This is a genomic window from Burkholderia sp. BCC0044 (assembly GCF_902832955.1).
GTDB lineage: Bacteria > Pseudomonadota > Gammaproteobacteria > Burkholderiales > Burkholderiaceae > Burkholderia.
The window spans coordinates 529,682-553,726 of the sequence record NZ_CADFDO010000003.1 but is presented as its reverse complement, the minus strand read 5'-3'; the positions used below and the strand labels follow the sequence as shown (position 1 = coordinate 553,726).

General features: G+C 61.6%; 17 protein-coding genes. 11 read left to right on the top strand and 6 right to left on the bottom strand.

Going from position 1 to position 24,045, the window contains the following annotated elements; all coding sequences use genetic code 11:
• Positions 1 to 113: 113 nt before the first annotated feature.
• The 5 genes from HWX14_RS19505 (at position 114) to HWX14_RS19485 (ending at position 5,126) form a co-directional block, all read left to right on the top strand.
• Entirely contained in the window at positions 114 to 2,255 is a 2,142-nt protein-coding gene (locus tag HWX14_RS19505) for a TcfC E-set like domain-containing protein (protein ID WP_175884627.1), read from the top strand.
• Positions 2,256 to 2,276: 21 nt separating this feature from the next.
• Positions 2,277 to 2,963, top strand: a complete 687-nt coding sequence (locus HWX14_RS19500) for a pilus assembly protein (RefSeq protein ID WP_175884050.1) — start codon at positions 2,277 to 2,279, stop codon at positions 2,961 to 2,963.
• Positions 2,954 to 3,445 (top strand): hypothetical protein, encoded by a 492-nt coding sequence (locus HWX14_RS19495; protein WP_175884049.1) that lies wholly within the window; start codon positions 2,954 to 2,956, stop codon positions 3,443 to 3,445. The genes HWX14_RS19500 and HWX14_RS19495 overlap by 10 nt, the downstream gene beginning before the upstream one ends.
• A gap of 92 nt (positions 3,446 to 3,537) precedes the next feature.
• Positions 3,538 to 4,569 carry a hypothetical protein gene (locus HWX14_RS19490; protein WP_175884048.1) on the top strand — a complete coding sequence of 344 codons (1,032 nt, stop codon included), beginning with the start codon at positions 3,538 to 3,540 and terminating at the stop codon, positions 4,567 to 4,569.
• Positions 4,570 to 4,577: 8 nt separating this feature from the next.
• A complete protein-coding gene (locus HWX14_RS19485; protein WP_175884047.1) occupies positions 4,578 to 5,126 on the top strand; it encodes a hypothetical protein in 549 nt (182 codons plus the stop codon).
• A gap of 2 nt (positions 5,127 to 5,128) precedes the next feature.
• Here the strand turns inward: HWX14_RS19485 and HWX14_RS19480 are convergent, their stop codons facing one another.
• Positions 5,129 to 5,329: a hypothetical protein gene (locus HWX14_RS19480; protein WP_175883609.1), complete on the bottom strand. Its 201-nt coding sequence runs from the start codon at positions 5,327 to 5,329 to the stop codon at positions 5,129 to 5,131.
• Positions 5,330 to 5,379: 50 nt separating this feature from the next.
• Here HWX14_RS19480 and HWX14_RS19475 point away from each other — a divergent pair, with 50 nt between their 5' ends.
• Positions 5,380 to 5,961, top strand: coding sequence for a hypothetical protein (locus HWX14_RS19475; RefSeq protein ID WP_244130271.1), 582 nt, complete (start codon positions 5,380 to 5,382; stop codon positions 5,959 to 5,961).
• Between the two features lie 461 nt (positions 5,962 to 6,422).
• Here the strand turns inward: HWX14_RS19475 and HWX14_RS19470 are convergent, their stop codons facing one another.
• The 3 genes from HWX14_RS19470 to HWX14_RS19460 form a co-directional block, all read right to left on the bottom strand.
• Entirely contained in the window at positions 6,423 to 6,734 is a 312-nt protein-coding gene (locus tag HWX14_RS19470; RefSeq protein WP_175884045.1) for a hypothetical protein, read from the bottom strand.
• 366 nt (positions 6,735 to 7,100) lie between these two features.
• Positions 7,101 to 9,791, bottom strand: a complete 2,691-nt coding sequence (locus tag HWX14_RS19465; RefSeq protein WP_175884044.1) for a filamentous hemagglutinin N-terminal domain-containing protein — start codon at positions 9,789 to 9,791, stop codon at positions 7,101 to 7,103.
• Positions 9,792 to 10,319: 528 nt separating this feature from the next.
• The gene (locus tag HWX14_RS19460) at positions 10,320 to 10,544 is read right to left on the bottom strand and encodes a hypothetical protein (RefSeq protein WP_175884043.1); all 225 of its coding nucleotides are present in this window, start codon (positions 10,542 to 10,544) and stop codon (positions 10,320 to 10,322) included.
• 840 nt (positions 10,545 to 11,384) lie between these two features.
• Here HWX14_RS19460 and HWX14_RS19455 point away from each other — a divergent pair.
• The 4 genes from HWX14_RS19455 to HWX14_RS19440 all read left to right on the top strand — a co-directional run bounded on the left by HWX14_RS19455 (position 11,385) and on the right by HWX14_RS19440 (position 16,481).
• On the top strand, positions 11,385 to 11,981 hold the full coding sequence (locus HWX14_RS19455; protein ID WP_244130270.1) for a fimbrial protein: 597 nt from the start codon (positions 11,385 to 11,387) through the stop codon (positions 11,979 to 11,981).
• Positions 11,911 to 12,771 carry a molecular chaperone gene (locus HWX14_RS19450; RefSeq protein WP_244130269.1) on the top strand — a complete coding sequence of 287 codons (861 nt, stop codon included), beginning with the start codon at positions 11,911 to 11,913 and terminating at the stop codon, positions 12,769 to 12,771. Before HWX14_RS19455 ends, HWX14_RS19450 begins: the two co-directional genes overlap by 71 nt.
• 202 nt (positions 12,772 to 12,973) lie before the next feature.
• Entirely contained in the window at positions 12,974 to 15,352 is a 2,379-nt protein-coding gene (locus HWX14_RS19445) for a fimbria/pilus outer membrane usher protein (protein WP_244130268.1), read from the top strand.
• A gap of 121 nt (positions 15,353 to 15,473) precedes the next feature.
• Complete coding sequence (locus HWX14_RS19440) at positions 15,474 to 16,481, top strand: fimbrial protein (RefSeq protein ID WP_175884042.1); 1,008 nt, start codon at positions 15,474 to 15,476, stop codon at positions 16,479 to 16,481.
• Positions 16,482 to 16,911: 430 nt separating this feature from the next.
• Here the strand turns inward: HWX14_RS19440 and HWX14_RS19435 are convergent, their stop codons facing one another.
• Together HWX14_RS19435 and HWX14_RS19430 are read right to left on the bottom strand one after the other, a co-directional pair.
• Positions 16,912 to 19,926, bottom strand: coding sequence for a GLUG motif-containing protein (locus tag HWX14_RS19435; RefSeq protein ID WP_175884041.1), 3,015 nt, complete (start codon positions 19,924 to 19,926; stop codon positions 16,912 to 16,914).
• Positions 19,927 to 20,100: 174 nt separating this feature from the next.
• Positions 20,101 to 21,837: a ShlB/FhaC/HecB family hemolysin secretion/activation protein gene (locus HWX14_RS19430; RefSeq protein ID WP_175884040.1), complete on the bottom strand. Its 1,737-nt coding sequence runs from the start codon at positions 21,835 to 21,837 to the stop codon at positions 20,101 to 20,103.
• 702 nt (positions 21,838 to 22,539) lie between these two features.
• On the opposite strand from HWX14_RS19430, the gene HWX14_RS19425 reads away from it, so the two are divergent.
• A complete protein-coding gene (locus tag HWX14_RS19425; RefSeq protein WP_175884039.1) occupies positions 22,540 to 23,946 on the top strand; it encodes an undecaprenyl-phosphate glucose phosphotransferase in 1,407 nt (468 codons plus the stop codon).
• Positions 23,947 to 24,045: the final 99 nt, after the last annotated feature.

Genomic DNA, 24,045 nt, shown 5'->3' with positions numbered 1-24,045 from the left:
TTCCCTTCCGTTTCAACAAGCTGTGGCTCGGTGCGTTTCTTTTTGTTTCGACGAACTCATTCGCAGAACTAAAGGTTACATATGGTGTACCAGACGGGTTCAGCGCGGCGGAGATGGACGATAGCGCGAACTATGTCGCCACCTTCAAGGGAAAAACACTGCCGGGGTTTATCAGTTACTCGCAGGCAGACGGCGTACTCACGTTCGACGCGGAAAAATATGAAGAGAACGGCATCTCGAAGGCGGACATCGAGGTACTGAGGAATGTTGTCTCCCAACTGGATTACAAGCGTTGCAGCAAAGGCTGCGATGTGGAGGTCGACGGTTATCACGTGACCGTCGACAAGTTGAAGCGGTCGATCTCGATTCGCGATTCGAAGGACGATTACATCGCGCCGCAAACCGGATTCGGTCTGGTCAATAACCAGGCGCTGGACTTGCGTGCGGCATCCGACGGCTATCGCGCCGCCAACGTGAACGGCAATACCTGGGTTGGTCTTCCATTCCAGAGTTTTGGCTACATGAGCTGGTACGCGAACCGTACCGACACGAAAAGTTACAGCGGCGGCACCCAGGGCGTGTCGTCGTATTACCTGCAAAAGAACCTGGCCAGCACGTATGTGCGCATGGGTAAGCAGAACAGCATCGACTATGCGGCCGGTTCGGTCAGCACGATGCTGTCGCCGAGTTTCGACCAGTTCGTCACGATCGGCAGTCAGAGCCACCTGCAGGTCAACAGCAATGCCGGATCGTTGATCCTCTATGCGAACGCAGAGGGGAACTACGAGTTTTACCGCAATGGCCGGCTCATCCTGAAGCGGCCGGCGGTGCTGGGCCGTAACGAAATCAGTTTCGCCGATCTGCCCGGCGGCTACTACTCGGTCGACGTGCGGCTCGTGGATCGAAACGGCAATCTGATCAACCGCGAAACGCGCGAGATCAACAACCTCAATTTCGCGGCGAACAGTGGCAACGCATGGCATTTGACGGCCGGCAAGAACATGGAGGACGGCGGCTATCTGCTCGAGGCCGCGATGAGCCGGAACCTGAAGCAGTTCTACGTGAACGCGTCGATGCTGGCGGGGAAGGGTGGCAAGTGGGCGGCCGAAGTGAACGTGACTCGCCCCACCCAGTTGGGTGCAGTCGACATCACGCCAACCCTCGGTGTCTTGAGTGGCGAGCGCAGCACCGGAGGCTATCTCAATATATCGCTGGCAAGCGAGGCGCTGGGTAGCCTGTCGGTCAGCCGTTACCAGAACACCGGCGTGTCGCGGTTCTATGAAGGGCAGCCTAGTACCGCTGTCACGTTTAGCCGAAATTTCCGCGTGGCGACGTTCGGGTACAACTACCAGAAGTCGAATTCGGGCGAGGCGCACCAGGCGGAAGTGCGCTGGAACTATCGGCCGAACGGTTTGTGGAGCACGTTCGCGCTGGGCGTCCAGAAAGGCGGGTTTCAGCGGAACAACGGCGGCTATGGCGTGTATTTCAACATGACCATGACGCTGGAAAAGATGCAGGGCAGCTTCAACGCCGCTCATTCGGGCGGTCGGACGCAACTCAGCGGCGACGTCCGCAAGGACTTCCGCGACGGCTTCGGCACGTCGACGGTCGGTATGACGGCGAACCGCATCGGCAACCAGTACGGCGTCAACGTGTATGGCACGCGTTCCGGTACGCGTGGCGATGCATCGCTGAACCTCGGCCAGAGCAGTGCGGGCACCAACGTCGACTTCAACTATCGCGGCATGGTGGCGGCGAGTACCGACGGCGTCGCCTTCGGTCGCTACAGCTCGAGCGGCAGTGCAATGCTGCTCAAGACCCCGGCGATTCCGGGGATGAAGTACGGCTTCAGCGTCGAAGGCAGCCCGGTTGCGGGGAACAGCACCTACGCGGTGCCGCTGAATGCTTACCAGGACGTGCCGTTCGCTCGCGTGCTGAGCAGCAGCGACAACCTCGACATGAACATCGAGGTGCCGGCAAACATCATTCGCGCGCATCCTGGCCAGGTGTATTCGGCGAAGGCGAAGGTCGATATCAACATGATCTACAGCGGCTTCCTGACGGATGCCGACGGCAAGCCCGTCAGCGGGAAGGTCGTCGAAACCGGCGATACGGTTCATCCGAACGGATTGTTCTCGATCGTCAGCAAGTCGATGCTGTCGCAAATCACGGTTGATGGAAATGGCCACCGATACACCTGCAGCCTGAAGGATGCGAAGGGGAATTACTTCCGCTGCGAACAGCCAACCAGTTAAGCATATTGACGGAGTGACCAGATGAACCTGAACTTTAAAACCCTGTTGCCGATGCTAGGCGGCCTGTTGTTCGCAGCAATCCAGCCGGCCCACGCAGAGGGCGAACTGATGGTGATGCCGGCCACGACCAAGGTTTTCAGCACGCATGAGCAGAACATCACCGTGAAGAACATGGGAGATGCGGCGCTCTACTTATCGATCTCGTTACAGAAGGTCATGAACCCGGGCATGGTGCCGGAAAAGAAGGTGGATCTCGGCGAGCTGCCGCATCCGGGCGTGCTCGCCAGCCCTGACAAATTGACGCTCGGTCCGAATCAGACGCGCTCGATTTCGCTGAAGTCACTGGTCGAGCCGGGGCAGGAGGAACTCTACCGGCTGTATATCGTGCCGGTCAGGTCGTTGACCGTAAGCGGCGCACCGCAGGACAAGATCACCGCGCCGATGTCGGTTTCGGTCGGCTACGGCGTGCTGGTGCGGCACATGCCGGCGCCGTCCCGGCAGAAATCCGCATGGACGCACCGTTGCGAGGACGGCGGAATCACGCTGGAAAACACCGGAAACGTTCGGCAGGTGATGACGAATGTCGTGTCTGACAACGTGAAGAACCCGCAGACGATAGCCGTGTTTCCTGGTACGCCGCAGCATCTCGCGACGCAGCGCGTGTCGATGAATATCGACGATAAGCCGGTGACGCTGACATGTCCGTGATGAAGACTGGACTCCCTGCGGCACTCGCCGTGCTGGCTGCACTGATGTGCTCGTCCAGCATGGCAGCGGGTCTCTTGAAGCTATCGCGGGTCGAGCTGACGATGGCGCCCGGCGAACCGGCAAGCGAACTGTACGCCGAGAACGTCGGCGATACGCCGCTCTATCTGAATATCGAGCAGCATCTGGTGACGAATCCCGGTGAATACCCGGAGCATCTCGTACCGGTCACCGAGGTTGAGCGGCCCGGGTTGCTGGTTCAGCCGAGCCGGCTCGTGTTGGCGCCAGGACAGAAATACCAGATGAACCTGAAAACGTTCGGTACGCAGCAGCATACCCAGGTGTGGCGCGTCACGTTCCGGCCCGTCGAGCGCGTTGTCGTGGCCAACAGCATGGAGGGCGGCGTGGCGGCGCCGTTGTCGATCAGTATTGGCTATGGCGTCGTGATTTATCAGCGTAGCGGGTCCGCGCGATCGGGTGGGTAGAAGCGCGCTAGTTCGATGGCAGGCCGCCGCCGGGCGTCGAACGACTCTCTCGGCGAAATGGCGAAACAGCGGATACTTTTACGGGAAAAATGATGCGAAAGAGATTGAGTAAAGATGCGTCGCGATTTTCTTTGCGGGCGGTGATGGCGTCTCTATTTTTTTGGGTGTCGCAAGGTGCATTGGCTGGTAGCGGCTCCACCAATCTGCTAACGGCAGACGTCGTTTACAACTATGGAGCGTGTTCCTGGTTAGATAATGGAGATGGCACGAGCACCATTAATGTGTTGGCGTACTACAAGGATGTCGATGGGCGTTTGGGGCCTGCGCATTTTTTTTCGCGTGGTGTGATGGTGTACAGGTATGTCGCGCAAGGTGTTCTCATGCCGAGTACGGCAGCGGCGATTTCAGTCAAGCTGAATGGTGTTCAAACCAAACAAACTTGGGAGTCGCCAAGAAAATACGTTATGTACTTTAACACCAGCAACCTGGATCCAAATAGCCCGTGGAAAATCATGAGGCCATTCACCGCGGATTTCGAAATTAAAATAGATAATTCGATCATCGAAGAGTGGCCGGCCGTTTCGATTCGTGCAGGTAACTTTACGGACAACGATGACGTCGCCGAAGTAACAGGCGGTGCATACCTGACCAATCTCGGTTCCGGCAAGTGCGAGATTTTGGATCCCAACATCAAACCACCTGAGCCGCCGCCGGCGATTAAGATCGACATGGCTGTGCCGGACTGGAATCTCGGGGAGTTGCAGCGTGGTGAAAATGATAAAACGTTTTCCAATCCGGCGCAGCAAATATGTTTTAGATATTTCGGAAAGAGTGAAGTTATATCCCGACGGTTTGTCATTGATGCGACGAACCAGAATGGCACATCGGCAGGAAAGTTTTTGCTGAGAAATGTTAAGAAGGCAGATCAAGTGATTCCGTACAGCGTCACGCTCGATAGCGGGATTGAGCGATTCAATATACCGAATCAAACCAAAGGGTCGATCAATTTGAACAAGGAGCAGCGAACCTGCTTCGTACCCACGTTCAAGACGGTGGTGGATTACAGTATCGACACGGGCAACTATAGCGATGTCCTGTCGTTCACGATCGTGACGAAGTCCTAGAGGCGGAAATGGGAAAGCAGATCTACAAATGTGTGCTGGTGGGGCTGGCCATGCTGCCGGCGTTCGGCTCGGCAGAAGTCATTCTGGTGGAGGGTAAAACGACGAGCCACGTGACCGCAAGCGTGACGCGCGCGAATAACCTGATCGTGACGGACGACAAGGGAGCGTGGTTTGGAGACGGGCTCGTCATGCAGCAGCTCGGTGGGTGGGAATCGACCTATGACGTCCAGGCGCGGCTTCGGATAGTGTCGACCACCGGGAAATTCCGTGTGCGAATGGACCAGCCGCTGCAGATCGTGCATGGCACGAAGCCGACGCTTGTGTTCCGGACTCCGGTCGTCCGCATGGGCCTCGAGGGGGCGGAGCTTTCGCAATTGAGTGTGGACAAGGGCGTGGAATTCCAGAATCCGCCACCGCGTTCACCGAATCTGGATTCGGAGGGGGAATACAATCTTGCGGTCTCGGCCTATCCGCCCGCCGGCGATTTCAAGAGTACGGCCGGCACATATACCGGCACGTTGTCCCTGACGTTCGAGCCGATCATCACCAAGCAGTGATGCTACTGGTAGCGGTTGTGGAAGGCGCCGATCAGCCTATGTCCAAGTGGTGTGTACACACTTGTGAAATCGTTGCCGGCCGCAGTGGCGTGACAGACCACGGCGACCAAACGTGACGTCGCAATCGTGGCGATTCCTTCAACTTCCAACGGATCGATATTCAGACATGAAATCTTGTACTGCCAGCCTTCGAGCATTGGCATGGATCGCGAGCGGGTTCTTCTCGTGCCCGAGTTTTGCGACGATCGACGTGATGCCGAAGGAGATCACGGTAGACGGCAAGGGCACGACCGTCCAGGTCGTCAATAACGGCTCGCGTCCCGAATATGTGAACATTTCATTGTCCCGTCTGCTGAATCCGGGCGTACCGCTGAACGACGAAAAGCTCGAGTCGGTCGGCGATGAAAGCGAGCCGTCCCTGTACGCCTATCCGTTCAAGTTGACGCTCTCGCCGAGACAGACCAAGAAGATCGTGCTCAAACCGCTGCGAGCGGTGGAAACGGAGACGGTGTATCGGCTTCTCGTCAAGCCGGTGATCAAGGCGTCGAGCGAAAGCGGGGAGAAGGCAACGGGCAGCGTCATCGTCAGCCTCGGATTCAGTGCGCTGGTCCGGCAGTTGCCGGCGAGCCCGCGAGAGGCGCTATCCGTGACGTGCAATGCGTCCGGCGCGCAGTTCACCGCAACGGGGAATGTCCGCTATCGCGTGACCGATGCGAAAGCGGATGGTCGCCTCGTTGATGAATTCAACGTCTATCCGGGTGTGCCGCAGCCATTGCGCGGCCGCGTTGTCGAGATGCCCGGGCAACCGACATGCACGGCCGGCGCGTCGGACTAACGTCGGTACTTCCATAGCGCAGCACATTCGGCATCTCGATCGTACATCGTGCGATGCCTGATACCCCGATCGACGCGTCGAGCGATCACATCGGCGCTTCCTTCCAGCGGTTTTATCGCCCGCCCTTTATCACCCGCCGTCGCCGATGGCGACGCCAAGACGGGCTGCCCGACCGAAAAGCTGGAGCGGCATATGCAATGCCGCCGCTCCGTCGAAAGGCGAAGCGGGCACATTGCATCACGCCCGCTTCGCCATGCGTGCATTACCACCGCGGCCCGTACGAGTCGTTCCCGTTGATGCGCCTGAAGTTCATGCCGACCGCGGCGAGCTCTCGCGGGCCGCCTGAACTCGCACTCGATTCGATGTTGCCGGTATTCAGGCCGACGAGACCGCCGACGCTTTGAAGGTCCGCGCTGATGCCGGGATTGACGCAAGTCAGGGAGGCGTCGGCCGCGGCCTTGCTATCGATGACCGGTCCCGCATTGAAGCCGACCAGGCCACCGGTTGCCGGGTACGTGACGGCCGTTCAGGTTCGCGTCGACGCTGCGACGGTCGGCGACGGTGTGCAGTACCGTGTAGTCCTCGCCGTTCGAGCGGAACGGTGCATTGTCGCCGGACAAGGTGACGGCGGTCTGGTCATTCCCGAGAACGTCGCCGTTTTTCGCGTTGAACTCGAGATGCGCATTGCGACCGGTGAGATTGACTGCGCCGTTCAGACGGATCTGGCTGGCTGCCGTGAACAGCAGGCCGGCGTTCGTGTCGGTTGCCCACACGGCGTGTTGCAGGTCGACATTGCCGATCGGCCTTGCCCGATACCAGTGTCTCCCCGGTCGGCTGCGCGAAGGCGGGCAGCGAGACGGCAGCAGCGGTGAGGCGCTTGCCGCCGGCCGACTTGCCGCGGCGGCGCGCGGTTTCCCCGACGGCGCTCCAGCATCCCTGGGGCTGGTTCCAGACTAGCGCGCAGGTCTTGTTCATGATTCTTTTGCGTCTTCTTAAGCGTGCGGATTTCCGCTCGGATGGCATGCCAGTGCGCAGAGATGTGAATCCGATGGCCGGAACGGCCGGGGGGCGAGCGGCGAGGCCGCTCGCAACCGCGATGGCGTCCGCCAAGCCATGCCGGACGCCACGCCGGCCGGCGTTTAGTTTTTCACTTGACCGGCGTTGAGACCGACGAGCGGACCGGCGATCTGCCCGTAGCCCGCGACGGTTTCGACGCGGCCGTTCGCCGATGAGTTGGAGATGGAACCGAAGTTCGCGCCGACGAGCCCGCCGAGCATCGCAAAACGGCCGCCGGAAACCGTGCCCTCCGATAGCGACCTGATGACGGTGCCGCTGTTGTGACCGACGAGGCCGCCGACGAAGCTGTAGTCATTGCCTTTGACATTGCCCCATGCATACGAGTCGTCGATGGTGCCGCCGAAGTTTTCGCCGACGAGGCCGCCGGCGATGGATTGAGCGCCCGTACTCAATTCGCCGCCGGCGAGGGCACCGTATATGTGTCCGGTATTGCGACCCACGGAGCCGCCGACCTTGCTACCGAGCTCGGCCTGTACGTTGCTCCTGTTGCGCGAATTCAGGTAGCCGCTGTTTTCGCCAACGGAACCGCCCACGATACTGCCGATGCCACCGCTGATATTTCCGCCTACGGTGGACCATCGGATCTCACCGGTGTTCCTGCCTGCGAGGCCGCCAACCGTGCTTTCATTTTTGCCTGCGACGTTTGCATCGACGACCCCTGCGACGAAACCGTCGTTCACGCCGACGAAGCCGCCAGCGGTCGATTTGTCCGCAACTGTCACGTTACTTTCCGTTTTGCCGCCGACGCGACCCATCTTGTCGTTGTGCCCGACGAGGCCGCCGGCCACGCTGTCCGTGCCAGCAATGACGTTGCCGGAGGCTGCTGAGTTGTCAATGTTCCCTCGGTTGTAGCCGACAGCGCCACCTGCCATGCTGCCCGAGCCGGTGACGACATTGGCTGCCGTTTTTGAGGAGGAGATATTCCCCTGGTTATAGCCAACAAGACCGCCTGCGATCATCCGGTCCTGCGTTGCGACCGTCACGTCCGTCGCCGTCACATTGGAGATGACGCCCGCGTTGTAGCCGGCCAGAGTGCCGACCGAGGCCGGCGGGCTGTACGGTTGGCCCAACGTGGACGTCACGATATTCCGTAGGTTGATGCTGGCGATGTTTCCGGTATTCGTCGCGAACAGGCCAACGGTGTTATAGCCGGGGTTGGAAATGTTCAGACGGCTGATTGTATTGCCGAGACCGTTGAATACGCCAGAGAACGACGAATGGTTGCCGATGCTGCGGAAATCCGCACCGGCGCCGTCGATCGCGTTGCCGAGCACGTAACGGCCTTTCAGGTTCGCGTCGATGTTGCGCAGGTCGTCGAGGGTATGCAGTACCTGGTAGTTCTCGCCATTCCAGTGGAACGACGCGTTATCGCCGGACAACATCAAGGCGGCGCGGTCATGCATGAACCACAAGCCTTTCGTGTTCAGCTCGATATGCGCATTGCGGTCGGTAAACTTTACCGCGTCGTTCACGCGGACATAGTAGGCGTTGACCGTCAGGCTGGCGTTCGTGCCGGTTGCCAACATCTTGCCCCACAGATCGGTGTAGCCAAATGAGGTCAGCGAGAGTGCGTTGTCGCTTGTCCACGATATGTCATCACTAATCTTGATGAGGCCCGAGCTCAAGTCGACGTTCGATGTTTCGAGATTCCGCGAAAGTGCTGTTGCGCTGATTGTCCCGACCGCGCCCGAGTCGCTGACGTCGATTGAGTCGGTGTCGATTTTCCAGGTGCCGGTCTGACCGTTGGCGCCACGCGTGTCAACGGAAGCGTCGCTGGAGATGAATATCGTCCGGCCCTGTGTGAGAACCTGCCCATCACGCCCGGAGTCTGAGCTGGCGTCGAGTGTTCCCGCTACCTTGACCGTGTCGCCGTCGAGCGTGATCCTGCCGCCGCGCCCGACGAGGCCTTTCGCCTCGATCGTGCCGGTGTTGTTGACGACCGCGTTCAGCAGATCGCCGGCCGCGCGGGCCGACATCAGCACCTCGCCGCCGTCGGCCTTCAGCAGACCGCCGTTGGTGGCCTGTGCGTCGATCGCACCTTCGTCGACTTGCAGGCTCAGCAGATCGTTGCCGTCGAAGTTGACGTTGAACGCATTGCCGGCGCCGAGCGCGACGAGGCCCATTTTGGCCTGGATCACGCCGTTGTTCGACACGCGCGCGCCGAGCAGCGCGACGCTGCCGCCGTCGGCTGCGGTGATCTTGCCGTCGTTGACGATCGACGCGTTCGATTGACCGGCGAAGCGATAGTTGCCGGCGAGGAAATCGGCGTCGATGAGGTTCTGCGTCGACGCGACGAGACCGCCGACGTTGATCTGCGCGCCGGAGCCGAACAGCACGCCGTTCGGGTTGACCAGGAACACCTTGCCGTTCGCGTCGATGTTGCCGTGAATCTGGCTGCCGTTGTTGCCGATCACACGGTTCAGCGCGATGGACTGGCTGCCGGGCTGCTTGAACGCGACGCGTTCGCCGGCCGCGACGTCGAACGCCTGCCAGTTCGTGACGAGCTTGTCGGTATGCTGGTTGATGGACATCGACTTGCCGTCGGCGTCGCGGAGGATGTCGGCCTTGCCGGCGGTGATCGCTTCGCCGGTGGGCAGTGCGAAGGCGGGCACCGAGGCGAAGCCGAGCAGCGAGACGGCCGCTGCGGCGAGACGCTTGCCGCCTGCGGACTTGCCGCGCCGGCGCGCGGTTTCCCCGACTGCGCTCCAGCATCCCTGGGTCTGATTCCAGACCAGTGCGTAGGTCTTGTTCATCGTTTGTTATCGCTCTCTATGAGTAAAGTGATCACTTCGTATTGGTATGCATACCTAGCGAAGCTGTGTTTCCGGAGACAAATATCGACTCGTCTCCGGTGATGCAGATGTTCCGGTGCAAGACCGGATCACCCGTTGCGGGCCACTCAGAAGTACGTGGCTGCCTGCAACCAGACGCTCGGCGAACGTGTCGCCGACGCGACCTTGAAGGCCGGGCCCAGCGGCAGCGCGGCGGTCAGGTTGATTTGATGGCGTGTGTCGAACCCGCTCGCGCCGATGCCGAGCGACGACCATCGACGCTCGCGTGCGACGGATGATTAGGAATGCATCATCCATGAGAAATAATGTTTGATCTTTATCAAAATTAGGAGTCAATACATTGATAATGACCAGGATATTACGAAAGAGCCGCGGGCGTGGATATTGAACAAGTACGAGCGCGTGGGTGAAATCGCTTTGTCTTGCATGATTTTGTTTGCGAGATACGCGCTGACGTCCAAGGCTTTTGCATGAAACGTTACGGGCCATTCACGTTTGAAGCCGGAGCCCGGATTCCCATCCGGGCATCAGCGCGAGATAGCGATCGTTGGCGCAGGCCGGCATTCGACGGTTTTTCAAACCGGCTTTGGCCGTAAGATCCTGGTGCAACAGATTCAGCGCAATGCGTCCGAGGATGGCAAAGTTCTGTGCCGCATGCTCAACCCACGAACGACACTGATCCTCGTTGAACGCCACATCCAGTGTCCAGCGCATGCCGTTTTCGATGGCCCGATATCACCGTGATCTCGTTGCTCTTTGCCGGCGTGCGAACATGCCCGAGCACCAGGCTCAATGCGCGATCGTCGAGAAATAGCACCGCTTCGAGACAGGTGTGTGCTTGCGTCGTGGTGATACGAGCACCACGCGAGTCGACGGATCCGTGATGCTCCACGCATCGAACCGAAAATCGTCCGGTTGGCCGCCTTTTGCGATCGCGTCTTCGCGTGACGCAAGGGTTGAATATTCCGATTCTCCCGCTGCTGCCGGGCTTTTCCCGCCGTCACGTTCGGCCGGCCAGACAGGCTGCTCGCTCTCGGTTCGACCGCCGCACGTTGTGATACCTCATCGCGACGACCAACCGCTCCCGTGCGTTGCTTTGTGGTGTTGCCTGCATGATTCCCGATGAATCGAAACAGGTCGACGACCGGCAAACCCGTTTGGTCGCACACTGATTCAGGCAATGCGTTTGTCTTGATATGCATTCGTTTTGTCGATCGAGAAATTCGGACTTTTCTTAAAACCGGTTAAATGCGAACGTCGCGGTTTTATCCAGACATGTATGCACTCGTTTATTGAGTGATCGATGCATTGACGCTGCGACATGCTCCTGCGGCAAGGCTGAGGCTTATGTGGCGGGGGATGCGGGGCGAAGGCCGAGAAATGTTAAATCCATTTTGCATTTGCGGGGATGGCGCCCGAAATCGAAATTCGTACGAGTACTAGTACATTTTCGTTCAATGTCGTTCTCGAACTAAATACAGGAATGGCCGCAATTGGCATCATTCGTCCTGCTCTGTAAGGAGTTATTCAATTTCGTCTCATCTGGAGAACATCGTGGCACTCAACAAGAAAATTCTGGCACTCGCAGCAGTCGCAGGTACGTTCGCAGCAGGTTCGGCAATGGCTGCCGACGGCACGATCAACTTTACGGGCAACATCACCGCGGCATCGTGTTCGATCACGGGCGGCGCAGGCACGAGCGTGACCGGCGAGAAGGGCAAGCAGGACATCGCGGTCAATCTCGGCACGGTCAGCGCGGATTCGATCGGCGGCACCGCGGGTCATGGCATCGCCGGCGGTACGGCGATCAGCCTGAACCTCGACTGCGGCAACACCGCAACCGACCTGACGCTCGTGAAGATGAAGTTCGACCCGCTGGCCGGCTCGGGCATCGACGGCAAGAACAACAAGCTGCTGAAGATCTCGGGTTCGGCAACGGGCGTCGGTATCGGTCTGTACAGCGACGACAACGCGTTGCTGAACCTGGCGGCGAACGAGACGATCAATGGCTCGCTGGTGAAGGGCGGCACGGCAGAAGCGCCGACTTACACCGCGTCGCTGAACATGCGTGCGGGTTACGTTGCAAACGGCGAAAAGGTCGCGGCTGGTACGGCCAACGGCACGCTGCCGTTCACGCTGTCGTACGAGTAAGTCTCCGTCAATCGAGCGGCGAAATGGCACGTCGTGCCATTTCGCTGCCGCCTCCAGATTCAAATCCGCCATGAAGAAAAAGCTCATTGCCGGGCTGGTCGCGGCCGGCTCGATGTTGTTCCTGTCCCTTTCGTCGCATGCCGGCATTTCCTTGTCCGGCACGCGCGTGATCTATCCGGCCAAGAGCAAGGAAGCATCGCTCATCGTCAAGAATCAGTCGAAGGACGATGTGATGATCCAGTCCTGGATCGAATTGCCGGACGGCACGAAGGGCGACTTGCCCTTTGCGATTACACCGTCGCTGAGCCTTCTCGGCGGCGACAAGCAGCAGATGCTGCGAATTTTCTATGCGGGCGAAGGGCTCGCGGCCGATCGCGAATCGGTGTTCTGGCTGAGCGTGCAGGAAATCCCGCAAAAGCCGAAGGACGACAACTCGCTGCAGATTGCGGTCCGGCAGCGGATCAAGATGTTTTATCGGCCGGCCGATCTGGCCGATAAACCCGAGGATGCGCCGGGTCGATTGAAGTGGCACTGGAGTGAAGCGGGCGGCAAGCCGGCGCTGGACGTCGCCAACGACACGCCGTATTTCGTGTCGCTCGGTCACGCGAATCTCAAGGCCGGCGCAAGCAGTTACCCGGTCGCGACCGAGATGATCGCGCCGAAATCGTCGAAGCGTCTGGCGATCAAAGACTTCTCCGGTAAATCGATGCCGGCAGGCGCGAAGATCGAATTCACGTCGATCAACGACTTCGGTGCGTCGGTCGACACGCAATCGGACGTGAGTCAATAACGGAGCCTGTGGTCCAGGCCGGTCGTCGGGATCAGTTTTTGCAAATACGTTGTACTGATTAAAAAAATCATAAAGGGCGCGCAATCAAGACATGAAAACAACTGTCAAGAAAATCGTAGAGGCTTGCCAGCGCGCGTCCTGTCTGATGGCGCTTGGCGCCGCCGTGGCGCCTATCGGCGCACAAGCTGCAGAATTCAACGAGATGTTCCTCAAGAAGGGGGACGGTCCCGTCGAGCTTTCGTATTTCGAGCGCGGCAGCGCGGTAGCACCGGGCATCTACGATGTCGACGTGTCGCTGAACCAGCGGCGCACGAAGCGCGAGCCGATCCAGTTCAAGTCCGGCGCGGCGGGCGACGTGCGGCCCGTCATCACCTATGGTTTGCTGAAAACGCTCGGGGTGGACGTGAAGCGTCTCGAGCGGGAGCAGAAGCTGGAGCCGGGGCTGGCCGACGATGCGCCGCTCGACCTGGCGGCGGTGGTGGACGGCGCGTCGACGAGCTTCGACGTGGGGACGCTGACGCTCGATGTCAGCGTGCCGCAGATTTACGCGCCGGCGCAAACGCGCGGCTACGTCGATCCGTCGATGTGGGACGAAGGCATAACCGCCGCTTATTCGAATTACCAGGCGAACTTCAGTCACGATACCGATTCCGGTTATCGCAGCGACTACGCCTACCTCGGGTTGCGTAACGGCTTGAACATCGGCGCGTGGCGGCTGCGGAACGAATCCGCGCTGTCATGGCGGCGCGGCAGCCCGTCGGATATCTCGGCGAACCGCAGCTACGTCGAGCGCGATCTCCAGCGCATCAAGGGGCGGCTCTCGGCGGGCGAAGTGTATTCGTCCGGCGAGATCTTCGACAGCGTGCGGTTTCTCGGCGTGCAGGTCAGCTCCGATACGGGGATGCTGCCCGACAACGAAGTCGGCTATGCGCCGGTCGTGCGCGGTATCGCGCAGAGCAATGCGGTGGTCGAGGTTCGGCAGAACGGCTACGTGATCTATTCGACGTCCGTGACGCCGGGCGCGTTCGAGTTCCGGGACATTTACCCGAGCGGCTCGAACGGCGACCTCGAGATCCGGATCATCGAGTCCGACGGCAGCGTGCGCACGTACCGGCAATCGTATTCGTACCTGCCGGTGATGATCCGTCGCGGGACGATGCGTTATGCATTCTCGGCAGGCCAGTATCGCGGCTACAGTCAGTCGCGGCCGAAGTTCGCGCAGGGCACGCTGATCTATGGCGTGTCCGACAACCTGACCGGCTACGGCGGCTTCATCGGCTCCGATCGCTACGCGGCGATTGCATTCGGGGTCGGCTATAACTCGCGACTGGGCGGCGTGTCGTTCGATATCACGCACAGCCAGTCGAACGTGACCGGCCGCAAGGCTAGCGGCCAAAGCTTCCGGTTCCTGTATTCGAAGACGCTGTCGGCGACCGAGACGACCTTCACGATGGTCGGCTATCGCTATTCGACCGACGGCTATCGCACGTTCAGCCAGCACGTCGACGATCTCGATCGCCAGTGGGGCGCCGGATATCGTCGTCAGAAGAGCCGCGTCGACCTGAACGTCAATCAGTCGCTGGGCTCGAGCGGTTCGCTGTACGCGAGCATCGGCGATACGAGCTACTGGAACCAGGGTGGCTCCAGCCGCAACATCCAGATCGGCTACAGCGGCGCGCTGAAGAATTTCAGCTACAGCATCGCGGCGGCGCACACGCGGGAATCGGGCCCGTTCGGCCGATCCGATACGCAGTTCACCGCATCGATCAGCATCCCGATCGGCGGCGGCACCCGCTCGCACCGCATGTTTGCGAACACCGTTGCGTCGACGAGCGGCGACGTGAGTTCCCAGGTGGGCGTGAACGGCTTCCTGAACGATTCGAACACGGTCAACTATTCGGTACAGGGCGACTACCGCAAGAATGCGGGGGGATCGGGCGGCGTCGGCCTCGGCTGGGATACGCCGCTCGCCAAGCTGACGACGAACTACACGCAGTCCGGCCACGGCAAGCACGTGGACGTCGGTATGGCGGGGTCCGTGGTTGCACACGGTGGCGGGATTACGCTGGGCCAGACGGTCGGCGAGACGTTCGCGATCGCCGAAGTGGCGGGCGTGCGCGGTGCGCGATTCACGTCGTCGACGAGCATCAGCACCGACCGTCGCGGCTACGCGATCCTGCCGTATGCGCAGCCGTATCGCTACAACTGGCTGAACATCGATACCGAAAGTCTCGGTTTCGATACCGACCTGACCGACAACTCGAAATCGGTGGTGCCGACGCGCGGCGCGATCGTGAAGGCGAAGTTCGCGGCCGAAACGGGCCGCCGAATCCAGCTCGACATCAAGACGTCGGACGGTGGCAACGTGCCGTTCGGGGCAACCGCTTACGACGAAAGCGGCAAGGTGCTCGGCATGGTCGACGATGCTTCGCGCGTGCTGGTGTTCGGCATCAAGGACCAGGGACGCCTGTCGATTCGCTGGAGCGAGGGTTCGTGCGACGGCGGCTATGCGTTGCCGGAGCGGAAGAAGACGGTTGCATACGAGCGCGTCGCGATGACTTGCAAGATGGCAGGGCGGTGATCCCGGTTGAAAACGCATGCTTTGATGGCAAAGCAGCGTTGCATCGGTCAATCAGCTTGACCCGCCGGCACATGGCGTATTGAACATCGATTTCGATGTTCCTTCAGTGGATAAAGCACTAATGAAAAACTTCGTACCTTTGCTCCGACATATCGGCGTCGGAATGTTGCTCGCGATGGGTTTGCACGGCACGGCCCAGGCGATCTGCAAATGGAGCAGCCCAAACGGGGCCCACAGCACATCGTATACGGTGATGCCGAGCCGAAGCATTACGTTGCAGCGAGTGCCCGTCGGGCAGAGGATGGCCATTATGAAACTCGCGCCCAATTTACTGCCGGCAGACAAATACTACATATGCGATAACGACTTCGTGAACTATCGTCTCGATACGTCGAATCTTGCGCCGTCCGGCTACCCCAACGTATGGAAAACGAGTATTCCCGGTATTGGTGTCACGCTCGCGATGCAACGGTACGACAATGCGGCGATCGAGTATCTTCCGTTCAGTTTCCAAAGCGGTCCCAATTCCGAACATTCAAACTTTCCTAACCTTTCCCTCGTTTTTGTTCGTATCGGCGTGGGTGTCGTTTCCGGAGAACAGGAAATCTCGTTCAAGGCATCGCTCGATGCGCCCGGTTTGCCGAAGGTTACTTTGAACGTCGGTCCGGCCCGCGTCAATATCGTCAATGACGTGTACTTCGAAAGCTGTTCGGTCGTGGACAAGGCCGTCACGGTTCAGATGGGGCAAGAGCAGATCGAGCGCATCAAGCGAGGGACGGCGACGGAGCATCCATTCGGCTTCGACGTGCGCTGCCTTGGCCTCAAGCCCAATGCGGCCGGTGGTTCAGTTCGCGTCTACTTCGAGGGCAACGCGGTGTCCGACGGCCTGTTGCGCCTGTCCAGCACCGGTACGAACGCCGCTACCGGAATGGGCATCGCGCTGGTCAACGACAGCGGCGTCAAGTTGCCGTTCAGCAAGGCCCGCGCGCTGCCGTTGAAATGGAACCGGTCCGAACCCGAAGGGGAGATGTATCGCTTCTCGGGCACCGCGAAATATGCGCCGACGAGCGGCACGATCAAGCCGGGAGAAGCCGACGCCGTGATGAACTTCGTGATCGAATACAACTGATGGGGCAAGCGGCGTCAGCTTTGCACCTTTGAAGCTCGAAAACGTTGACTGACTGAAACTGCACCCTGGACGCCGGATCGCTATCCGAGCTTTCAGGGTGTTTTTCATGAGCGATCGCGACGAGAAGTCAGCACGCAAGACCGTGCAGCTTCAGCATGTTCTGCATCGAGACATTCGCCACCGGATCACCAACCCATCAAGATCAAGAAAGGCGCCGAGCCCTGTGCAGCACAGAGATCAGCGCTCATTGGTCCGGTCATCGTTTGCTGTTCACCCACCTTCCGGTGGACGGGCGGACCGGTTGCCCGATTCGCCCGCCGCGTAGCCAGCGGCCCGAAGACCACTGGCTACGCGATCAAGCAGGCTTCTGCATATCGAGACCTCCGGTCATCGCTTCAAGCCGATGACGCCGAGGTCTTGCCCGCAACGTTCAGGGCTTCACCGTCCCATAGTTCAGACCGACCAGCGGACCATGGATCTGCCCGTAGCCGGCCTTGACGTCGACGTGGCTGGTGGTCGACGAGCCATAGATGAACCCGAAGTTGCCGCCGGCGAGCCCGCCCAGCTTCGCGAACCGGCCACCGGACACCGTGCCGCTCGACGACGATGCGTTGATGGTGCCGCCGGCGTTGCCGACGAGGCCGCCGGCGAAGCTGTAGTCGCCGCCCTTCACCGAACCCGTCGCGTGCGACCGATCGATCTTGCCCGTCAGCCGCCCGACGAGACCGCCGACGCTGCTGTTCGCCCCGGCTTCGACGCTGCCCGAGGCGCTCGATCCGGTGATGCTGCCGCGGTCGTTGACACCGACCAGGCCGCCGGCCAGCGACAGGTCGCCCGCCTTCACGATGCCCGTTGCGTGGGAGTTGGCGACGGTTCCGGTGTTGCGGCCGACGAGCCCGCCCGCCTGACCCTCGATGCCGGCCGTGACCTTGCCGTTCGCATGCGAATCGCGAACGCTGCCGCTGTTCGAGCCGACCAGGCCACCGGCCGTGCCGAACGTGGTGGCGACCACGTCGCCGTTGGCCGTCGATCCGGCGATGTCACCGTTGTTCACCCCGACCAGGCCGCCCGCGATGCCGCGGTCGCCGACCGTCACCTTCCCGTTCATGCGCGATGCGGACACGGTGGCCGCGTTGATCCCGACGAGACCGCCGGCCACCGCGTTCTGGCGAGCCATCACGCTGGTGGACGACGACGAGTCGTCGATGACGCCGTTATCGTCGTTGATGCCGACTAGGCCGCCCGCGATCGACGCGTTGCCCGTCGCGGCCACGTTGCCTGCGCTCGACGAGCGTTCGATCCGGCCCGTGTTGACGCCGACCAGCCCGCCGGCGGCGCCGTCATGCATTGCGCTCACCACCACGTCGGCGCGGCTGTCGCGGATCGTCGCCACGATCTGCGGGTTGTCCAGTCGCGTCCGGTTCTCGCCGACGAGACCACCGATCGACAGCACATTGCGATCGCCTTCGACGCGACCGGACACCTTTGCCTGCTCGATCGTGCCGCCGTAGTTCGCGCCGACGAGACCGCCGACGTTCGCTTGTCCCTTCACGTTGACGATCACGTTGCGTGCCGTCACGTTGGAGATCGTGCCGATGTTCATGCCGACGAGCGCGCCGGCGGATGTCGGAACACCGTACTTGCCGCTGCTGACGGGCACGCGAATATCCGACAGGCCGAGGTTCGCGATACGCCCGACGTTCACACCGAACAGGCCGACGGCGGTATGGGCCACGTTCGCAACGGTCAGCTGGCTGATCGTGTTGCCGAGGCCGTCGAATACACCGGTGAACGAGAGACCGCCACCGATGCTCTGGAAGACCGTCTTCGCGCCGTCGATCCCGTTGCCCAGCACGTAACGGCCCTTCAGGTTGGCGTCAACGTTGCGCAGGTCGGCGAGCGTGTGCAGCACCTGATACGCGTCGCCGTTCGCGCTGTACGACGCGTTCTCGCCCGACAGCGTAACCACGGCCTTGTCGCCCGCGAACGTATGACCGTTTGTGGCGTTGAGTTCCAGATGGGCGTTGCGGCCCGTCAGCTTGACTGCGTCGTTCACGCGGATTCCGTTGGCCGCGTCGACGATCAGGCTCGCCTTCGCGCCGGTGGCGGACAGCGACTGCTGCAGGTTGACGCTGCCTTGCTTCGCGGCCAGCTTGAGCGCGTTGTCGCTGGACCATGCGACGGGACCGCTCACCGTCAGATCGTGCTTGGTATTGACCAGTTCGACGTGGGTCGTCTCGAGGTTCTGCCCGAGCGTGCCCGCGCTGATCGAACGACCGCCGTCCGGGCTGCCGGTACCGCTCCCCGTGCCCGGGCTGGTGACCGTGTTGCCATTGACGTTGATGTTGCCGTTGAAGCCTCGCGTCTTGGCCGCGACCGGGTCGGCCAGGACGCCGGCATTCGCCGCCTCGATCTTCCAGGTGCCGGTCTGGCCGTTTGCGCCGCGCGTATCGACGCGCGTGCCGGTGGCGACGTTGACCTGTTCGCCGCGCGTGATCACGTCGCCGCCCGCGCCAGACACAGCGCTCGCATCGAGCTTGCCGGCAACGTTGACGGCGCCGCCGTCGAGCGTGATCTTGCCGCCGCGCCCGACGAGGCCTTTCGCCTCGATCGTGCCGGTGTTGTTGACGACCGCGTTCAGCAGGTCGCCGGCCGCGCGGGCCGACATCAGCACCTCGCCGCCGTCGGCCTTCAGCAGACCGCCGTTGGTGGCCTGCGCGTCGACCGCACCCTCTTCGACCTGCAGGCTCAGCAGGTCGCTGCCGTCGAAGTTGACGTTGAACGCATTGCCGGCGCCGAGCGCGACGCGGCCCATTTTGGCCTGGATCACGCCGTTGTTCGACACGCGCGCACCGAGCAGCGCGACGCTGCCGCCGTCGGCGGCGGTGATCTTGCCGTCGTTGACGATCGACGCGTTCGATTGACCGGCGAAGCGATAGTTGCCGGCGAGGAAATCGGCGTCGGTGAGGTTCTGCGTCGACGCGACGAGACCGCCGACGTTGATCTGCGCGCCGGAGCCGAACAGCACGCCGTTCGGGTTCACGAGGAACACCTTGCCGTTCGCGTCGATGTTGCCGTGAATCTGGCTGCCGTTGTTGCCGATCACACGGTTCAGCGCGATGGACTGGCTGCCGGGCTGCTTGAACGCGACGCGTTCACCGGTCGCGACGTCGAACGTCTGCCAGTTCGTGACGAGTTTGTCGGTATGCTGGATGACGGACATCGACTTGCCGTCGGCTTCACGGGCGATATCGGCCTTGCCGGCGGTGATCGCTTCGCCGGTAGGCAGTGCGAAGGCGGGCACCGAGGCGAAGCCGAGCAGCGAGACGGCTGCTGCGGCGAGACGCTTGCCGCCTGCCGATTTGCCGTGCCGGCGCGCGGTTTCCCCGACGGCGCTCCAGCATCCCTGGGTCTGGTTCCAGACCAGTGCGTAGGTCTTGTTCATATGATGGTTATCCCTCTGGGTAAGAACGGAAAATCGTTTCGTATCGGTACGTATACCTAACGAAACGGAGAAGTCGAAAGCGCGTGACATGCGCGCTTCCGGGTGGCGGGCGGCCATGCCGCCCGTGCTACGTGCGGACCGGCTGGCACCGTCGGTCCGTACATTCGACGCCGCTCAGAAATACTGGGCGGCCTGTAACCAGACACTCGGCGATCGTGTGGCCGACGCAACCGCGTCGGCATGGCCGATCGGGAAGGCGGCGGTCATGCTGATTTGCCGGCGCGTGCCGAACCAGCTCGCGCCGACGCCGACCGACGACAACTGCACCGTGTTGCGCTCGCGCGACCACGGCTGCTTGGTGAGCTGCACGCGGCCGGTGTCGACGAACGTGCTGACCTGCCAGCCCGGTGCGGCGAGGTAGCGCAATTCGGCGCTGGACTGCCAGCCCTGATCGCCGTTGCCGGCGCCGAGTGCGTAAGCACGCACGCCGTACGGGCCGCCGAGGCTGAATTTTTCGGAAGAGTCGAGATTGCGCGACGCCAGTTGCGCGCTGAATTGCGTATAGAGCTGCAAGCGGGCGCCGAGCGCTTGCAGCCGCAACGCGCTGACGTTCAGCTTGGTGAAGCGGCCGTGCGTATGGGCGACGCGGTTCAGGCCCATTGCGTCGTTGCCGCGCAGACGGCCGATGCCGATGGTGGCCGAGAAGCCGTTGCGGCCGCCGCCGCCGAGGTCGTCCTGGCTGTTGCCGCTCACGCCGAAAGTCCACAAGTCGACTTGCTTGCCGTTGTCGATCTCCAAGGCACTGTAAATATCGCGCAGATGCTTGTTTTCGTAGGTGAGCAGCGCATCGAGACGGGCCTTCCGGCTACGTACCAGCGGCTGGGTGACGAAAGCGGAGCGAACGTCGGCGCTGCCGCGATAGCCGAGATCCGCCAGGCCTCCGCCGACGCGGTAATGCATGTCGGAATAGGCGACGCCGACGCGCGTCGCCGCAGGGCCGATCGGGACCTGGTAGGCGGTGCGGTAGTAGCGTTGATGCGTGTCGCTCGTCAGGCCACGCACCGAAAAGCGATCGCCGACACGCAGCGGCGCATTGACATCGACGCTGCCGGTCGCACGGTAGCGGCCGGTCAGCGGATCGCCGAAGTTGTCGACTTCGAGCGAGCCGTTCGCGAGCGGGCCGGGCTCGGCGTCGATCACGAGGTCGGTCGTACCGGGTTCGGCGCCGGGCCGCAGCGTGCCCTTCGCTTCGACGCCGGGCATGTCGTCGAGCAGCATGAGGCTGCGCTCGAGGTTCCCGCCGTGGACGATGTCGCCCGGATGCAGCGCCGCGAAGGGCTGGCGCAACGCGCGGTCGATCACCCGCGACGGGTTGTGCAGCTCGATATGCCCGTAGCGGCCTTCGACGACGGCGATGCGAACGACGCCGTCTTCGATGTCCTGGCGCGGCAGATAGGCGCGCGCGAGGACGTAGCCTCGCTGGCGATAGTAGGCCGTGATCCGGCTCGCGGCCTGTTGCAGTTCGCCGAAGCCGAGTTCGCGGCCCGCGAGGTCGGCCAGCAACGCATCGAGCCGTGCCGCGGGAATCGCCGTGTTGCCTTCGATGACGAATGCACGGACCGCGACGCGTGGGCCCGCGCTGTCTTCGGTCGCCGGCGCGGGTTCGGCGGGCGCAATGTCGATGTCCGGACGCGTGGCGGCAGGCAGGGACGGACGCACGGCTTCGATGTCACGAATCGATTGCCCGGCGCTGGGTACCTGCGCATGCGCGAGACCGAAACCGGGAAGGAGCCATGCGGCGGCGAGGTAGCCGGTTCGCCGGAGAGCCTCGCGCAGGGCGCGCGCCCCGGCCGGCACCGCGTGGGAGCGCGCACGGGCGACGTGCGACGTGGACTGCTGGCTCGCAGACATGCAGGAGGCGACTGTCGATGCGCCGACGACCACCGACGCTTGCGTGCGACGGATGATAGGAATATCTCACCCCGGAGAAATAATGGTGGATCTGTCTCAAGCTTTGGAGTCGATCCGTTGGGAATGCCGGGGATATTACGAAAGGGTTGCGGTCGTGGATATTGAACAAGTACGAGCGCGTGGGTGAAATCGCTCTGTCTTGCATGATTTTTGCGAAATGCGCGGTGACGTCATGCGCGGGTCTGTCAGAAGGAGGAGAAAATCGATGGGATGGACCGGTCGCGGTCTAATGGTGCCGGCCGCGTAACGGATTGACCGGGCGTGGTTCTTTCGGTAGGTGCGACGACTGCATCGAGAATAGTACTAAAAATGGGCTAATCCCAATTTCTTTAGGACGTGTCCGATTAAAAATACGCTTTCGCGATGGCAATATACGGGCTTGCGCTGATTTGATTTGATGCGCTCGATAAACAAGTTATGCGCATCTCGGTTTTTGTGTCGGGGAGTGGTGTTGTTTAAATCGGATATTTAATGGTTTGTGACGTTTTAGACGTTTTTCGTCATAACACGTGCTTCGTATTTCTAAATAACAGGATAGACCCTTCGTCGATTTGACAATCGTTCCGTGTCGGCGCGACCGCATGGCGTAAATGCTCGCTGCCGTCCCGCCGTCGTTCGATTTCGACGGGTGATCGCTCAGGTATGCATTCGTTCGACTCGGTTGATTACGCATTCGTTATTCGCGGGAAGATTTCCTGGTTTCGGCTGGCGGATGGCGGCCTGCTCGTCGCCGCGGCATGGGCCGCGAAGCGCTGGTTCGACGGGGCACCGTGGACCGCGGCCGACGCCGCGCTGGTCGCCATTTCGATCGCAAGCGCGCTGGTCCTGTTTCCGTTGATCGGCCTGTACGGCAATCGCGAACGTCGCATGTCTTGGCGTCGCATGTGGCGGGTCCCGGCCGGCCTTGCCGTTGCTCTATGCGTCGGCGTGATGTCCGTTACGGCACTCGACTGGCAATCCGGTGCGGCGCCCGGCTGGGTGATCGGCTGGTTCGCGTTGTCGACGGTCGCGCTCGTCGCATCGCACGCAGTGCGGCAATGGCTGGGCGTCCGCGGCGCCGTGCACGACGCCGGGCGCAAGCTTGTCGCGCTCGTCGGGTATCGCGAACGATGCCTGGCGCTGGCGAGTCGCGATGCGCACGAGGACGGGGCGCCGTTTCAGGTGGCTGCGATCTTCGACATGTCCGGCGCACCCGCACGCGATGCGGACAAGTTTGAAGTGCATGCCGATCTCGACCGGTTCGTCGACTGCGTGCGCCGCGCGCACGTCGGGGAAATCTGGATCGTGCTGCCGCTGTCGGAGGCCGACCGCATCGGCGCGATCGTTCGTGCGTTCGATAAGGATCTCGTCGATATCCGGTTCATGCCGGACCTTGCGGAGCTGACGCCGCTCCATCCGCGCCGCGCGATTCGCGGCCGCGCGCTTGATCTCGTGGCGGCGCCGTTGTCGGCGCGGGCGCTGGCGGGCAAGGCCGTGTTCGATCGCATTTTCGCGGGGCTTGCACTGATCGCGATCGCGCCGCTGATGGCGGCGATCGCGCTCGCGGTGAAGTGTTCGTCGCCGGGGCCGGTGCTGTTCCGGCAGCAGCGCCGCGGCGCGTACGGGCGCATCTTCACGATCTACAAGTTCAGGACGATGCGCGAGCATGACACCGACGTGCCGGGCGAAGTGCGTCAGGCGACGCGCGGCGATCCGCGCATCACGCGCGTCGGCGCGCTGCTGCGGCGGACGAGCCTCGACGAGTTGCCGCAGTTCCTGAACGTGCTGAAGGGCGACATGTCGGTGGTCGGCCCGCGCCCGCACGCGGTGGAGCACGACCGTTTCTACCAGCATCGGGTCGACGGCTACATCCAGCGCTACCGAATCAAGCCGGGCATTACCGGCTGGGCGCAGGTCAACGGGCATCGCGGCGAGACGGATCGTGTCGAGAAGATGCAGCAGCGGGTCGAACACGATCTCTATTACCTGAACAACTGGTCGTTTGGGCTGGATATGCGGATCGTCGCCGCGACCGTGACGTGCGGATTCACGCATCGCAACGCTTATTGAACGACGCGTCGACGCACGCGGCTTAGAAAACACGAATGGAAACTGGAAAACGGTCCCGCTCCTGGGCGCAACGCTCGCGAACGGCGCTGACGGTCTTGC

Bases quoted from the DNA above. Each gene is read 5' to 3' on its own strand.
- HWX14_RS19505 (WP_175884627.1), top strand. From the start codon at position 114: ATGGACGATAGCGCGAACTATGTCGCCACCTTCAAGGGAAAAACACTG.
- HWX14_RS19500 (WP_175884050.1), top strand. From the start codon at position 2,277: ATGAACCTGAACTTTAAAACCCTGTTGCCGATGCTAGGCGGCCTGTTG.
- HWX14_RS19495 (WP_175884049.1), top strand. From the start codon at position 2,954: ATGTCCGTGATGAAGACTGGACTCCCTGCGGCACTCGCCGTGCTGGCT.
- HWX14_RS19490 (WP_175884048.1), top strand. From the start codon at position 3,538: ATGCGAAAGAGATTGAGTAAAGATGCGTCGCGATTTTCTTTGCGGGCG.
- HWX14_RS19485 (WP_175884047.1), top strand. From the start codon at position 4,578: ATGGGAAAGCAGATCTACAAATGTGTGCTGGTGGGGCTGGCCATGCTG.
- HWX14_RS19480 (WP_175883609.1), bottom strand. From the start codon at position 5,329: ATGCCAATGCTCGAAGGCTGGCAGTACAAGATTTCATGTCTGAATATC.
- HWX14_RS19475 (WP_244130271.1), top strand. From the start codon at position 5,380: ATGCCGAAGGAGATCACGGTAGACGGCAAGGGCACGACCGTCCAGGTC.
- HWX14_RS19465 (WP_175884044.1), bottom strand. From the start codon at position 9,791: ATGAACAAGACCTACGCACTGGTCTGGAATCAGACCCAGGGATGCTGG.
- HWX14_RS19460 (WP_175884043.1), bottom strand. From the start codon at position 10,544: ATGCGCTGGACACTGGATGTGGCGTTCAACGAGGATCAGTGTCGTTCG.
- HWX14_RS19445 (WP_244130268.1), top strand. From the start codon at position 12,974: ATGTTCCTCAAGAAGGGGGACGGTCCCGTCGAGCTTTCGTATTTCGAG.
- HWX14_RS19440 (WP_175884042.1), top strand. From the start codon at position 15,474: ATGAAAAACTTCGTACCTTTGCTCCGACATATCGGCGTCGGAATGTTG.
- HWX14_RS19435 (WP_175884041.1), bottom strand. From the start codon at position 19,926: ATGAACAAGACCTACGCACTGGTCTGGAACCAGACCCAGGGATGCTGG.
- HWX14_RS19430 (WP_175884040.1), bottom strand. From the start codon at position 21,837: ATGTCTGCGAGCCAGCAGTCCACGTCGCACGTCGCCCGTGCGCGCTCC.
- HWX14_RS19425 (WP_175884039.1), top strand. From the start codon at position 22,540: ATGCATTCGTTCGACTCGGTTGATTACGCATTCGTTATTCGCGGGAAG.